Source organism: Nocardia sp. NPDC050435, assembly GCF_040655395.1.
GTDB lineage: Bacteria > Actinomycetota > Actinomycetes > Mycobacteriales > Mycobacteriaceae > Nocardia.
Map to the genome: position 1 here is coordinate 55,772 of NZ_JBFAJW010000004.1, position 14,052 is coordinate 69,823.

Here is a 14,052-nt window from a genome sequence, read left to right on the forward strand (position 1 = left end):
CCGAGTCGGCTAGCGCACCCAGTTCTTCAGAGGTTCGGTGTCCATTTCGACATCGACCGGATCGGGCAGTGTAAGCGTGCACCCGATCGGGACCGTCACCCTTCTGCCGTAGCGGCGCGGCGTCGGTTCACTGAAGGTCGTCATCTCACCGAGCCGGCGATCAATCAGCAGGTAGACGGGGATGCCGGTCGCCGCGTAGGCGTGCGGCTTGTCCCGGTGGTCCCGATATTCAGTGTTCTGATCATTCGAGGTGATCTCGACCGCCAGCAGAACCGGACTGGGATCGGACCATTCGCCTTGACCGGCGAAGGCGTGGGAGGCTGCCAGCACGGCATCCGGCCGCGCGCGATCAGTTCGGCTGCTGCCGACCTGTATTCCCACTCGGGGCGTCAGGAACACCTCTGGCCGATCCGAGAGGAACATACGGATCAACCATTGGATGATGCGGCTGTGGTTCCCGTCCGGCCGGGCCTTCGCCGCGAGCTGCCCTCCGATGAATTCCAGTTCGACGCCTTCACCGATATGGTCCGCGGCGCGAGCGAGGGCCTCGAACTCGCCTGTCGTCATTAGCCTTTCGTGCGCCGCGGTCATGTCCGCACGGTATCAACGGCCTGGACGGGCCGCGTTCGAATCGGGTTTCAGCCGGTGCGGCCGTAGCGGGTGCGGGCTTCGGCGGGGGTGATGGTGGTCGGGTTGGCGGGGGTGGGGGCTGCTAGGTGTTCGGCGTAGAGGCGGGCGGTCATGGGGCCCAGGAAGTTGCCGAGGACGGCCTGTTTGGCGGATTCGTTGGCGAGGGCTTTGACGGCGGCGCGGACCGCGGGGCGGTAGGCGCGGTCGACGAGGGCGGGGTGGTCGAAGCCGCCGGTGACGCGCATCCAGGCGGGGAGGGTGGCGATGGCGGCGGGGGCGACCAGGCGGCTGCCCGCCCAGAGTTTGAAGCCGCGGTCGCGCGGGGTGTGCAGCAGGTAGTGCATGCCGCGGTGGGCGCGCTCGGAACTGCACAGCTTCGGGCGCACCGCGGCGAAGTACTCGCGCACCTGGGCGCGCGAGGCCGGGACGTCGGCCGGTTTGCAGGTCTGCAATTCGGCCGCGACGACGCACTCGGCCCAATACCGCTGTTCCTCTTCGGGACTCAGCGGGCCGGGCCCGTAGACCTCGTAGCACTTGAGCACCGAATGCCAGCCGGTGACATGGATCCACAGCTGCGAGGCGGGATTGTTGGCGCTGTAGCGCTTGCCGCTGATCGGCTCGATCCCGGTGGCCTGCGCGTGCACCCGCATCAGATGCTCGGACGCCTCGATCGCCATCCGGCTGTCGGCGACGGCCGCGATCAGGAAGTAGGCGAAGGTGTGGTCGAGGCGGCCCTTCGGATCCTTGTAGATGCCCTGCACGTCGGCGACGGCGGCGGTCAGATCGGGGTCGAAGTGCTCGAGCACCACGGCGCGCTGGAAACCGATCACCGCGGTCGGCGCCGTCCACACCTTCCAGGTGGGCGATTCCGGCCCGAAGAACCCGTAGTCGACCTCGCGGATGGTGCGGGCGGGTGCGTCGAATTGTGGGCGAGTCATCACGGGTTCATTTCGTAGGCGCCGGCCTCGGCGCGAGCGCGCGCGAAGACCTGCTCGAAGCGGGTGCGGTCGGCCACCGGCCGGCGCACCAGATCCAGCGCGCGGGTCTGCTGGGCCTTGGTCGCGGCGGGCTTGGTGTGCAGGGTGAGCGCGTTCTTGGCGAACTCGCGCACGAAGCCGTCGAAGATCTGGTCCAGTACCGCGACCTCGGTGCCCTCGATCTCGGCCTGCTCCAGCACCAGCTGCGCGTAGGGCAGCGCGGTGAACAGCTCGCCCAGCGCGAACAGGAAATCGACGTCGCGCTGCTGCGCGGCCGTCGGCGCGGCGGCGGCCAGCAGCGCCTGGAAGGCGCGCGCCTGCTCGGTGAACACCGCCACATTCGGCACGTGGGCGAACTTCTCGAACACCGGCCGCCAGTCCCGGAATCGGATCCGCCCCAGCCCCGAACTCGGGCCCTGCCGGAACAGGAATTCGTCGTCGGCCGCGTCGCGCCGGGTCGGCACCCAGGGGTGCCGCGCGCTCGCGAACTCCGAACGCAGCTGCGGCACAGCGCTACTCGCGCGCGGCGTGAGCTTGCGGCTGGACCAGCTCAGCGCGCCGGACACCGCGCGCACCGCGCCCTTGGGCGCCGCGCCCGCACCGGGCAGGTAGCGCAGCGCGGCGAGCCCGGCGTCGCTGGGGTGGAACATGTAGTTGGCCATGAACTTCAGCGACAGCGCCATGTTGACGTGCACCGTGCCCTCCAGCCGCGGCAGGCCGAACAGGCCGAGCATCGCCATCGGGAAGTACATGTCGTTCTCGAAACCGCGCGCGGCGATCACGTCGGCGAGGTCCTCGATGACGCGCTGCCCCTGCCGGGTGACGCTCATCTTCTCGATCGCGTTGAACAGCAGGTAGCGCCGGTCTTCGGGGGAGGCCGTGCGCAGGTAGTCGATGGCGCGCTCGCTGTAGAGTTTCATCGCGATCAGGCGCGCGTAGGAATCGGTGACCAGCGCCTGCACCTGGGGGAACTCGGTGACCCGGTGCCCGAACAGGATTCGGTTGTCGGCGTGGTTGATGGCCTCGTGGAAGGCGTGCTCGCAGGCGCCGATCGCGCCGAAGCCGAGGTTGAACTTGCCGACGTTGACGGTGTTCATCGCGGCGTGGAACGCGGCCTCGCCCCGGTGCAGGATGTCCTCCTCGGCCACCGGGTACCGCTCCAGATCGAAAGCGGCGACATACATCTGGCTGTCGACGACATTGCGCCGCAGCTGGTAGTCCGGGTGCCGGCTGTCGGCGACGAAGAACAGATACCCCTCGTAATCGTCCTGTGTCGGTTTGCTTTCCAGTGCCGTGGCGCTGTCGATGATCGGCTTGTCGGCGCGCCGGCCGAACACCGAGACCATGGCGGCCAGGTTGCCGTTGCCGATGTAATGCTTGCTGCCGGTCGCGGTGTAGCCGCCGCCGGGCGCGGGTTCGAGGACCATGTCGGTGGAGTAGACGTCGGCGCCGTGCTCCTTCTCGGAGAGGCCGAAGGCGAAGATCTCGCCGGAGTCCAGCAGCGCCGCCGCCTTGGCCTTCGCCGTGGCGTTGTCGCTCTGCCAGATCGGGCCCAGCCCGAGGATGGTGACCTGCCAGACGTACCAGTAGGACATGCCGTAGAAGCCGAGGATCTTGCTCATCATGGCGATGCGGCCGGTGTCCCAGCGCTTGTTCGGATCGCCGCCGGCCTGCGCGGCCGGGGTGAGGAAGGTGGCGAACACCCGCTCCCGCTTCACGAAATCCAGGAAGTCCGCGTACCAGATTCGTTCCCGGTCGTCGTGCTTGAGCGCGGCCTTGCCGCGGGTCTCGAACCAGTCGACGGTGGCGCGCAGCAGGCGGCGGGTCTCCGCGTCGAATTCGGCGAACTCACAGGTCTTCGGGTTGAACAAGGTCATCGGTGACTCCTAGCGCGTGGTCCAGCCGCGGGCACGAGCGACTTCATTCGCGACTGTAGCATTATTGTTCATCAATGTAGGAAATGTTGCCGTAGGCGGCTGGACCTGCGAGAACCCGCCCGCGACGCTGCTATGTTGGTTCGCATGGGTAGCGATCAGGCCGTGGCGCCGCGGCAGCGGGCGCAGCATCTGGGGCCGCAGCGGCGCCGCCCGCAGGTGCTCGACACCGCCCTCGCGATCGCGGTCGAGCACGGCATCGCCGCGGTCACCATCGCCGCGGTCGCCGAGGCCATGCAGGTGACCCGCCCGGTCGTCTACGCCTGCTTCGCCGACCGCGTGGAGCTGATCCAGGAACTGATCGCCCGCGAGGAGGAGCACCTGATCAGCGGTCTGCTCGAGGCGACGCCGCGGCGCGCGGTCGACGCCGGGGAGACGGTGTTCGTCGAGGGCTTCCAGATGCTGCTGGAGATCGCCGCCGCCCGCCCGGATTCCTGGCGGCTGCTGTACGGCAATCCCGATCCGGCCGTGGCGGATTCGTTCGGCCGTGGCCGGCGGCTGGCCGTCACGCGCTGCACCGAACTGCTGCGCCCGACGCTGCGCGCCTGGGGCACCGCCGACGCCGAGCGCAAATTGCCTGTCCTGGTGGAACTCTGGGTCTCGGCGGGCGAGGGCGCGGTGCGCACACAACTGGCCGACGACGGCGCGTGGACACCGCGGACGCTCGGCGCGTTCGTCGGTGCCGCGGTCTACCGGGCGCTGCGTCAAGCCTGACCGATCGCTCGATTCGCCCGGCGCCCAGCGGCTTCGCGCTGACGGCCGCGTCGGTTCAGAGCCGCTCGATCTCGTCGCCCAGCTCGTTGATGCGCAGCATGCCGTCGCGGTCGCCCTGCTCACGGTAGGCGGTCCGCCCGAGCAGGTGCGCGATGACCGGCGCGGTCAGCATGGTGAACAGTCCGGTGAGTGCGAGCATCCAGGCCTGGCCGTCGCCGCGGATCTGGATGGCGGTGCCGATCAGGATCAGGATCAGGCCGATCACCTGCGGTTTGGTGGCGGCGTGCATGCGGGTCAGGGTGTCCGGGAAGCGCACGATGGCGATGGCCGCGGTGAAGGCGAGCAGCGCGCCGGTCAGGATGAGCAGCCCGGAGACGATGTCGAAGACGAGGTTCATCGGTCGTCCCGCACTCGGAAGCGGGTCACCGCGGCCGACCCGAGGAAGCCGACCAGCGCCAGCGCGACGATGGCGGGCACCGTGGTGGTGTCGCGGGAGTAGGCGGCCCACACCGCGAGTCCCGAGGCGGCCACGGCCATCAGCGAGTCGATCCCGACGACCCGGTCCAGCGTGCTCGGGCCCGCCAGAATGCGGAAACTGGTGATCCCGGCGGCCGCGATCAGCAGCACGCTCGCGATCACGGCGAAGATCGTCATCGGGCCACCGTCCGTTCGAAGGCCGAGATCAGCAGCCGTTCCAGCCGCCGGGTGATCAGGTAGAACTTCTGCACCGCCGCGTCGCTGCTGACGTCGAGCACGTGTACGTACACCGCGCAGCGCCGCCGATCGATCTCCAGCACCATGGTGCCGGGGATCAGGTTCAGCAGATCGGTGCACAGCACCAGCACCAGATCCGACCGGGTGCTCAGGTTGACCCGCAGCACCCCCGACACCGGCGGCGGTGCGGGCCGGATCGCGAACCAGGCCACCTGGAAACTCGATTCCAGCGCGTAATACACACTCGCGACCGCCAATTGGAGCAGCGAGGGCAGATGCAGCCGGCCGAACACCGGCATGCGCGGCAGCGGCAGCGCGAAGATGACGACCGCGCCGATCACGAGTCCGGCGAGCAGGTTGGCCACGCTCAGATCGCCCCAGAGCGCGGTGTAGACCAGCGCCAGCCAGATCAGCAGCCCGCCGCGCAGGATGCTCGACTTCGGCACGCCGAAGGCCCGATCGGTGCTCATCGGTAATCTCCCGGATCGCCCAGCACCGCGACGATGTAGGTGGCCGAATCGTGCAGGTCGGCGGCCGCGCGGTCGGCGATGCCGAGGATCGGCCCGGCGAAGACGGTGAGCGCGAGCCCGGCCAGCGCCAGCGCCGCGGTCGGCAGCACCATCAGCGCCGGTACGCGTCCGGGGTCGGTGCGCTCGTCGTAGAGCACGTCGTCGTTCTCCTCCACCAGGGTCGGCACACCGGCGGCGGCGAGGTGTCCCTCGGGAGCGTCGGATCGGTTCCGCCAGAACGCTTTCGCCCAGACCACGGCGACCACGTACAGGGTCAGCAGGCTGGTGAGCACCGCGCCACCGACCAGAATCCAGGCCAGCACGCTGCCGTCCATCGCACCGGCTTGCAGCAGCGCCACCTTGCCGATAAAGCCCGAAAAAGGCGGAATACCAGCCAGATTCAACGCGGGGACCAGGAACAGCACGGCCAGCAACGGACTCGCCGCGGCCAGCCCGCCGAGGCGGCGCAGCGAGGTCGACCCGGCCTGCCGCTCGATCAGGCCGACGGTCAGGAACAGCGTGGTCTGTACCAGAATGTGGTGCGCCACATAGAACACCGCGCCCGCGAGCCCGGCCACCGTGGCCAGCCCGATGCCGAACACCATGTAGCCGATGTGACTGACCAGCGTGAAGGACAGCAGTCGCCGGATGTCGCTCTGCGCGACCGCGCCGAAGATGCCGATCAGCATGGTGAGCAGGCCGCAGACCAGCAGCACCGTGTCGAAGCGGCCGTCCGGCGCGAGCAGCGCGTGCGTCCGGATGATCGCGTACACACCGACTTTGGTGAGCAGGCCGGCGAACACCGCGGTCACCGGCGCGGGCGCGGTGGGGTAGGAGTCGGGCAGCCAGTTCGACAGCGGGAACACCGCGGCCTTGATCCCGAACGCCACCAGCAGCACCGCGTAGACCGCGGTGCGGATGCCGTCCGGGGCATCGCCCAGCCGCACCGCCAACTGCGCGAGATTCAGTGTGCCGGTGCAGGCGTAGGCCAGCGCGATGCCGGTCAGGAAGATCAGCGACGACAGCATCGAGACCATCACATAGGCCACCCCGGCCCGGATCCGTTCCGCGGTCGCGCCGATGGTCAGCAGCACGAACGAGGCGGCCAGCAGGATCTCGAAGCCGACGAACAGATTGAACAGGTCCCCGGCCAGGAACGCCGCCGAAACCCCCGCCGTCAGAACCAGATACGTGGGCCGGAAGATCGAGGTGGGCTGTTTGTCGTCGCCGTCGCGGATGTTCTGGCCGGAGCCGTAGGCCGAGACGCACAGCAGCACCACGGAGGAGACCAGCAGCATCGCCGCCGAGAGCCGGTCGGCCACCAGGCTGATGCCGATGGGTGTGTCCCACCCGCCGACCTGCACCACCGCGGTGCCGTCCCGATCGGTCAGGTACAGCATGCAGCCGCTGATCGCGACGCCCGCGGCCAGCGCGAGCAGCGTGATGTAGCGCTGGATCATCCGCTGCTGCCCGAAGACCAGCGTCACCGCCGCGCCGAGCAGCGGAATCAGCACCGGCAGCGGAATGAGAATCGGCAGCAGGCCGGGGGACAGTGCGATCATTCTTCCGGCTCCTCGGCCTCGCGGCGCCGGCTCACCTGGACGTCCTCGGGGTCGTTGTCCACCTCTTCGGAGGTGGTCAGGATGTAGGAGCGGTAGGCCAGCGCGAGCACGAAAGCGGCCAGGCCCATGGTGATCACGATCGCGGTGAGCACCATGGCCTGCGCCAGCGGATCGGCCATCTCCGTGTGCACGACATCGGGGGAGTCCACGATCGGCGGCGCGCCGTCCGGTCCGCCCGCGGTGATGATCAGCAGGTTGACGGCGTTGCCGAACAGGATCATGCCGAGCAGCATCTTGGACACGGCCCGCTCCAGGATCAGGTACACCCCGCACGCCACCAGCACGCCGATCAGCAGCAGCAGGGTGACATCGGCGCTCATGCCGGACCGCCCTTCGCCGTGGTGGTTTCGTCCGCGCCGAGTTCCTTGTCCAGGCGCGCGCCCAGGCTGCGCAGCACATCCAGCACCAGGCCGACCACGATCAGATAGACGCCGAGATCGAAGAACAGCGCGGTGACCAGCTTCACGTGGCCGACCACCGGCAGCGTGAACTCCAGGATCGCCGAGGACAGCGGCGGCGCGCCCAGGGCCAGCGAGGTCGCGGCGGTGCCCGCGGCCAGGGTGAGGCCCGCGCCCAGGACGTGGCCCGCGTCCACCGGCAGCGCCTCACCGAGTTCGTAGGGCCCACCGGCCAGGTAGCGCAGGGTCAGCGCGAGCCCGGCGGTGAGCCCGCCCGCGAAGCCGCCGCCGGGCGCGTTGTGCCCGGCGAAGAAGAAGTACACCGACAGCACCATGATGGTCGGGAACACCAGCCGGGTGGTGATCTGCAAGACCATCGACCGTTCCCGGCGGTCCACCAGGCGCCCGGCGGGCAGCCAGGCCACCGCGTCCGGGTCGTAGTCGGGCGCGTCCACCGCGCGCGGCGCGCTGCCGAATCGGCGGGTCCGGAACACCAGCGACGCGACGCCGGTGGCGGCGACGATCAGCACCGAGATCTCGCCCAGGGTGTCCCAGGCGCGAATATCCACCAGCAGCACGTTGACCGCGTTCTTGCCGCCGCCGAGATGGTAGGCGGCGTCCGGGATCAGATGCCAGATCGGTTCGGTGGCGCGCCCGGCGGCGGCGAAGGCCGCGAGCACCGTCACGGTCACGCCGACCAGGACCGCCAGGGCGATCCGGTGCGGCCGGTAGGCGGCGGTGCGGCTGTCCTCGATCTCGGCCGGGAAGGCGCGCAGCACCAGCACGAAGATGACCAGTGTCAGCGTCTCGACCAGGAATTGGGTGAGCGCCAGATCCGGTGCGCCGTGCAGCGCGAACAGCACGCCGCACCCGTACCCGGTCACTCCGACGACCAGCACGCTGGCCAGCCGGTTACGCAGGACGGTGGCGCCCAGCGCCATCGCCATCATGATCGCCCCGACCGCCAGCTGTCCCGGGCTGTCCCACCAGCGCAGCCGCACCGTGTCCCGGGCGCCCAGCAGCAGCATCGCGAGCGGCAGCACGACCAGCGTGCCCAGAATGGTGGCCTGGCTCAGGGGAAGTGAGCCGCGCTGCACCGCGCCGGTCATCCGGCGCGAGAGCCGGTCCATCGCGCGCAGCGTCGCGTCGTAGGCGCGGTCGGCGTTGCCGAGGCGGTGGTGCGCCGCGCCGGCGATCTCGTAGCGGTAGGCGAACAGCGTCGCGCCGACCAGGAAAACCATGGCGGTGAGCACCAATTCGAGGTTGGCACCGTGCCACAGCGCCAGGCTGCCGTAGGCGTATCCCGGCAGGGTCAGCGTGTACGGCTCGATCACGTGACCCAGCCACGGCGTGGCCAGTCCGCCGAGCAGCCCGCCCGCGGCCAGCACGGCGGGCGAGGTGACGAACAGCGGATCCGGTTCGTGCCAGCGCACGCCGGTCCGGGTGTCGTCGCGCTCGGGATCCGGCGCGCGCACCCGGGCGCGCCGCGGCTCCTGATATTCGCCGAGCGTGCGGGAGGGGTCGACCGGGTGCCAGCGCACCGGTTCGGCGTCGTCGTAGGACTGGGTCGGCCGCCAGGGCTTCTCGCCGAACGCGCCCCAGACGAACCGGATGCTGTAGGCGACGGTCAGCGCGGACGCGGCGACCACCCCGGCGAGCAGGGTGTTGCGCGTCCAGGTGGACAGCGATTCCGCGTCCAGGATCGCGCTGAGCGCGCTCTCCTTTCCGGCGAAACCGAGCAGTGGCGGCAATCCCGCCATGCTGGCCGCCGCGAGTCCCGCGACACCGGCCAGCAGCGGGGCCTTGCGGCCGAGACCGGAGAGCCGGCGCAGATCCCGGGTCCCGGCACAGTGATCGACGATGCCGACCACCATGAACAGGCAGCCTTTGAACAGCGCGTGCGCGATCAGCAGCGCCAGCCCGGCCAGCGCGGCGTCCGGCGTGCCCAGCCCGACCAGCAGGACCAGGAAACCGAGCTGGCTCACCGTGCCGAAGGCCAGCAGCAACTTCAGGTCCGTCACCTGGAGCGCTCGCCACCCGGCCAGCAGCATCGACAGCAGCCCGAGGGTGAGCACGATCGGATGCCACACCGGATTCGTCGCGAACACCGGCGCCAGCCGCGCCACCAGATACACCCCGGCCTTCACCATCGCCGCGGCGTGCAGGTATGCGCTGACCGGGGTGGGCGCGGCCATCGCGCCGGGCAACCAGAAGTGCAGCGGCACAATGGCCGACTTGCTCAGCGCGCCGATCAGGATCAGCACCACCGCCACCTGCACCGCGACGCCCGACGGCGGCTGTTCGGCGGCCAGCAGATCCGAGAGCAGGTAGGACCCGGTGCGCTGCCCCAGGATCACGATCCCGACCAGCATGGCCAGCCCGCCCGCCCCGGTCACCAGCAGCGCCTGGATCGCCGCGCGCCGGCTCACCGGCTGCGCGCCGTGGTGGCCGACCAGCAGGAACGACAGCACGGTCGTGGTTTCCCAGAAGGTGTAGAGCAGCAGCATGTTATCGCTGCACACCAGCCCGAACATGGCGCCCGCGAAGGCCACCAGCTGGGCGGCGAAGACCCCGAGGCGGGCCTCGTCGTCCTCGAAATACCGTGCGCAGTACAGCAATACCAGCGCGCCGATGCCGAGCACCAGCGCGGCCATGATCGTGGACAGCGTGTCCAGGCGCAGATCGATGTTCATCTCGATCGCGGGCGCCCAGGTCACCCGGACCGGCTGGGTCGTGCCCCAATTCGCGAGCACCCACAGCAGCGAGCCGAACGGGATCACCGCGAGCAGGAGAAAAGCGTTGCGGCCCAGCATCCGGACGCACGCCGGCGCCGCCAGTGCGGCGAGAGCGTGTGCGATCAGGATGGCTAGCAAGCCGGGCGCTCCGTGTCGTCGAAGAGAATGCGGATGTCAGAGGTCCTCGGCGGCCGACGCCGGATCCGGCGCGGCCGCGTCGTGTCTGTGCCGGGGCCGGGCGCGGTGCAGCACCAGCAGACCGGCCGCGCAGCACATCGCCAAGAACACCGCCACCCGGCCGGGCGTGGTCGCCTCGGGGATGCTCGGGCGGCCCGGCCACATCCGATCCGGCTGCGGCAGCGCGGTGACCAGGGACGGCAGGAACAGCGCCGCGACCGCGAGCACGCCGCTGGGCGGGTAGTGCGGCCGCGCGACGCCGCAGCAGTACCCGGCGATCAGCGCCAGTGCGACACTGCCGATTCCGTACTTCCACACGGTCTCGTGCCCGGCGTTGACCATGCCGAACGCCGCGAGCGCCAGGATCGCCAGCACGGCCGCGGCGACCGAGGGCCCGCGGGCGCCCAGCACGATGCCCGCCGCGGTCACGGCGAGCAGGATCAGCACCAGCCACCAGGGTCTCGGCGTGTCACCGAGCGTGTCGGCGGCCGCGACCAGCGGCACGGCCAGCAGGACACCGATGCCGTCGCGTCCCGGCAGCAGCAGGGCCGCGGCCAGGGCGGCCACCGCGACCACGGCGATCGCCAGGCCGATCTCGCCGCCGTGCCCGCCCTCGCTCGGATTGTCGGTGTACTGCCGTGAGAGCCACTCGGACATGGCGAGGATCCCCAGCGCGAGCACGGTCGCGCCGAGGATCGGGGTGATCGGCAGTTCCACCGCGATGCCCGGTGGCGGCGGCCGGCCGATCCCGGTGCGATGGCGCATCGCGCTGAGGAACAGGAACACGATGGCGATCGCGATCAGGGTGCGCGGCGGTGTCTCCAGCACGGCGTAGGGGTCGTGGCCTCGAATGTCGAGCACGTCGGCCAGGTCGCCGATCACGAAGGTGCCCGCGCCGCCCAGCGCGAACCCGAAACCGGGGCCCTGGCGGCCGGATTGCCAGCAGCGCAGCGCGGCCGCGCCGAGGGCGCCCAGCAGCACGCCGCCGCACACCGAATCCACGTAGTTCTGCGTGGTCAGCAATTCCGGCGCGGAAACTCGCTGACCGACAATGTGGTTCACGAGCTGGGCGAGCGCGGCGGCGAAGGCCCACCACCAGGCCGCGGCCGGGCCGGCGAAGGTGCGCATCAGCACGGCGACGGCCACGGCCACGATGACGCCGATCGCGGCGCCGCGCGGCACGCTGTTGACCAGACTGGCGATTCGGTAGGGCGTGCTGTTCAAGGTCCAGCTGAAGGTGATCGGCAGGAACAGCGTCACGCCCGCGACCCCGGCCCCGAGATAGGCCGTGATCGCGTCGAATAGTTCGCTGCGCCGTTGCACGCAGCCGAACTTACCTCGGGTTACCCAGTCAATCTGGGATTGCTATTGATTAGCTAATGGTGTCGGCGTAGCGGCGAAGCGCTTCCACCTGGACCGGATCCAGCGACGGGCGCACCGCCGCGCGCGCCGCCGCGACATCCGCGGCGGTCACATCGGCCGCCGCCACATCCCGGCGCATCGCCGCCAGCGCGGCCTCGCGCAACAGCGCCGCGCAATCCGCGGCGGAGTAGCCGTCCAAATCCTTGGCCAGCGTGGGCAGGTCGACCTCGGCGGCCAGCGGCACCGATCGACCGGCCGTGCGCAGGATCTCCAGCCGCGCGGCGCCGTCCGGCGGCGGCACGAAGATCGAACGTTCCAGCCGGCCCGGCCGCAGCAGCGCCGGATCGATCAGCTCCGGCCGGTTCGTCGCGGCCAGCACCACCACGTCGCGCAGCGGCTCGACACCGTCGAGCTCGGTGAGCAGCGCGGCCACCACCCGGTCGCCCACGCCGGAATCGCTGCTCTGCCCACGGCGCGGCGCGAGCGCGTCCACCTCGTCCAGGAAGATCAGCGACGGCGCCGAATCCCGGGCGCGCTGGAACAATTCACGGACCGCCCGCTCCGAGGAGCCGACCCACTTGTCCATCAGCTCGGCGCCCTTGACCGCGTGCACGCTGAGCTGGCCACTGCCCGCGAGCGCGCGCACCAGGAAGGTCTTGCCGCACCCCGGCGGCCCGTAGAGCAGCACGCCGCGCGGCGGCTCGACGCCCAGGCGGGCGAAGGAATCCGGGTGACGCAGCGGCCACAGCACCGACTCCGTCAGGGCCTGCTTGGTTTCGGCCATGTCGCCGACGTCGTCGAGCCCGAGGCTGCCGATCGCCAGTTCCTCCATGCCCGAACGCGAGAGCGGGCGAATGACTTTCAGCGCGCCGAGCAGGTCGTCCTGTTCCAGCTGGGGTGGGGTCTGCTCCTTGGTGCTGCGCGAGGCCGCGCGCAGCGCCGCCTCCCGGCACAGCGCCGCCAGATCCGCCACCACGAAACCCGGTGTCCGGGCCGCGATCTCGTCGAGCTGCAGCGGGCCGGTCGGCACCCGGCGCAGCAGCTGCTCGAGCAGCGCCTTGCGCACCGCCGCCCCGGGCAGGCTGAGCGCGAGTTCCCGGTCGCACAGGTCGGGCGCGCGCAGCCGGGCGTCCACCCGGCTCGGATGCGCCGTGGTGGCCAGGAAAGCGATGCACGGGGACACCACCGCCGCGCGCAACTGATCGAGAATGAGCGTGGCCACCGGCTCGGCCTGCGCGGGCAGCAGCGCGTCGATATCGGTGATCAGCAGGATCCCGCCCTGCCCGGAACCCACCTCGGCCACCGCGGCGGCGACGTGGCGCAGCCGATTGCCGCCCTCCTCGGCGCCGACGGTCGGGCCGTCCAGCTCGACCACGCGCCGCGGCGCGGCCACCGCCCGGGCCAGCGTCGTCTTGCCGACGCCCGCGGGGCCGGTGATCAGCACGCCGAGATGTGGTGTGGCGCCTAGGGTTTTCAGCAGTTCGGGCTCGTCCAGTGCGAGACTGAGCCACTCGCCGAGCTTGGCGGCCTGGGTGTGCACCCCGGCCAGATCCTCCAGCGCGACCGGCGCGATCGAGCCGCTGGTCGCGGTGCGGCCCAGGGTCCCGCCGTCGGTGGTGGCGATCGAGCCCGCGGCGGCGGCCGGAATCGGGGTGCCGAGGTCGGCGATGTCGAGCCGGGAGGCCGCCCCCGCGCCCCACACCACCGCGGTGTTGGGCTGCACGCTCACCGGGCCCGGCCCCGGATCGGTGGCGGTGACGGTGAGCAACTCGGTGGTCCAGGCGATCCCGAAGGTGCGCGAAAGCGCCTGGCTGGCCGCCGAGGACGGAATGTCCGGGCCCAGATCGCGGGGCAGCAGCGAGACCGTGTCGCCGACCGTGACGACCTTGCCCAGCAGCGCCTGGCGCAGCGTCGCCGCCGGAATACTGCCGGTGGCGTGCGCCGAGCCGCTCACCGAGATCTGTTTGGCGCCATAGACGGTGGCGGGGGAGACCACCACGGTGCTGTTCTCCCGCAGCCCGGCGTTGGACAGCGTCACGTCGTCGAGCAGGGCGACGCCGGCCGGGGTGCCGGTGGGCGCGATCCCGGCCACGGCCGCGGTGCGGCGCGCGCCGAACAGGGCGATGCCGTCCCACTCCCGCAACCCGAGCGCGGCCAGCGCCTCCGGATGCAACCGCACCACCCCGCGCCTGGCGTCGGCGGCGGACGGATTCAGGCGGGCGGTGAGCGGAAGTTCGGCCACCGTGCCATTCTGCCCGCGCCGCCCCCGGTGTGCCGAGG

Annotated in this window: 12 protein-coding genes; 1 reads left to right on the forward strand and 11 read right to left on the reverse strand. The window is 70.6% G+C overall.

Annotation, left to right across the window (positions count from 1 at the left end; translation table 11 throughout):
- Positions 1-9: 9 nt before the first annotated feature.
- From AB0I43_RS12775 to AB0I43_RS12785, 3 genes are read right to left on the reverse strand one after another with little or no spacing between them, the layout of a single operon-like run.
- Positions 10-591, reverse strand: coding sequence for a Uma2 family endonuclease (locus tag AB0I43_RS12775; protein WP_356979944.1), 582 nt, complete (start codon positions 589-591; stop codon positions 10-12).
- A 47-nt stretch (positions 592-638) separates the two neighbouring features.
- Complete coding sequence (locus AB0I43_RS12780; RefSeq protein ID WP_356979946.1) at positions 639-1,568, reverse strand: oxygenase MpaB family protein; 930 nt, start codon at positions 1,566-1,568, stop codon at positions 639-641.
- On the reverse strand, positions 1,568-3,484 hold the full coding sequence (locus AB0I43_RS12785) for an acyl-CoA dehydrogenase (RefSeq protein ID WP_356979948.1): 1,917 nt from the start codon (positions 3,482-3,484) through the stop codon (positions 1,568-1,570). The genes AB0I43_RS12780 and AB0I43_RS12785 overlap by 1 nt, the downstream gene beginning before the upstream one ends.
- 144 nt (positions 3,485-3,628) lie before the next feature.
- On the opposite strand from AB0I43_RS12785, the gene AB0I43_RS12790 reads away from it, so the two are divergent.
- Positions 3,629-4,255, forward strand: coding sequence for a TetR/AcrR family transcriptional regulator (locus tag AB0I43_RS12790; protein WP_356979950.1), 627 nt, complete (start codon positions 3,629-3,631; stop codon positions 4,253-4,255).
- Between the two features lie 55 nt (positions 4,256-4,310).
- On the opposite strand, the gene mnhG is transcribed toward AB0I43_RS12790, so the two are convergent.
- From mnhG to AB0I43_RS12830, 8 genes are read right to left on the reverse strand one after another with little or no spacing between them, the layout of a single operon-like run.
- On the reverse strand, positions 4,311-4,652 hold the full coding sequence (mnhG, locus tag AB0I43_RS12795; RefSeq protein WP_356979951.1) for a monovalent cation/H(+) antiporter subunit G: 342 nt from the start codon (positions 4,650-4,652) through the stop codon (positions 4,311-4,313).
- The gene (locus tag AB0I43_RS12800) at positions 4,649-4,909 is read right to left on the reverse strand and encodes a monovalent cation/H+ antiporter complex subunit F (protein ID WP_356979952.1); all 261 of its coding nucleotides are present in this window, start codon (positions 4,907-4,909) and stop codon (positions 4,649-4,651) included. The genes mnhG and AB0I43_RS12800 overlap by 4 nt, the downstream gene beginning before the upstream one ends.
- Complete coding sequence (locus AB0I43_RS12805; protein ID WP_356979954.1) at positions 4,906-5,439, reverse strand: Na+/H+ antiporter subunit E; 534 nt, start codon at positions 5,437-5,439, stop codon at positions 4,906-4,908. The genes AB0I43_RS12800 and AB0I43_RS12805 overlap by 4 nt, the downstream gene beginning before the upstream one ends.
- The gene (locus AB0I43_RS12810) at positions 5,436-7,037 is read right to left on the reverse strand and encodes a Na+/H+ antiporter subunit D (RefSeq protein ID WP_356980044.1); all 1,602 of its coding nucleotides are present in this window, start codon (positions 7,035-7,037) and stop codon (positions 5,436-5,438) included. The genes AB0I43_RS12805 and AB0I43_RS12810 overlap by 4 nt, the downstream gene beginning before the upstream one ends.
- Positions 7,037-7,420: a Na(+)/H(+) antiporter subunit C gene (locus tag AB0I43_RS12815; RefSeq protein ID WP_356979956.1), complete on the reverse strand. Its 384-nt coding sequence runs from the start codon at positions 7,418-7,420 to the stop codon at positions 7,037-7,039. Before AB0I43_RS12815 ends, AB0I43_RS12810 begins: the two co-directional genes overlap by 1 nt.
- A complete protein-coding gene (locus AB0I43_RS12820) occupies positions 7,417-10,371 on the reverse strand; it encodes a Na+/H+ antiporter subunit A (protein WP_356979958.1) in 2,955 nt (984 codons plus the stop codon). Before AB0I43_RS12820 ends, AB0I43_RS12815 begins: the two co-directional genes overlap by 4 nt.
- A 36-nt stretch (positions 10,372-10,407) precedes the next feature.
- A complete protein-coding gene (locus AB0I43_RS12825; protein ID WP_356979960.1) occupies positions 10,408-11,733 on the reverse strand; it encodes a hypothetical protein in 1,326 nt (441 codons plus the stop codon).
- A gap of 49 nt (positions 11,734-11,782) precedes the next feature.
- On the reverse strand, positions 11,783-14,014 hold the full coding sequence (locus AB0I43_RS12830) for an AAA family ATPase (protein ID WP_357431987.1): 2,232 nt from the start codon (positions 14,012-14,014) through the stop codon (positions 11,783-11,785).
- Between the last annotated feature and the right edge of the window lie 38 nt (positions 14,015-14,052).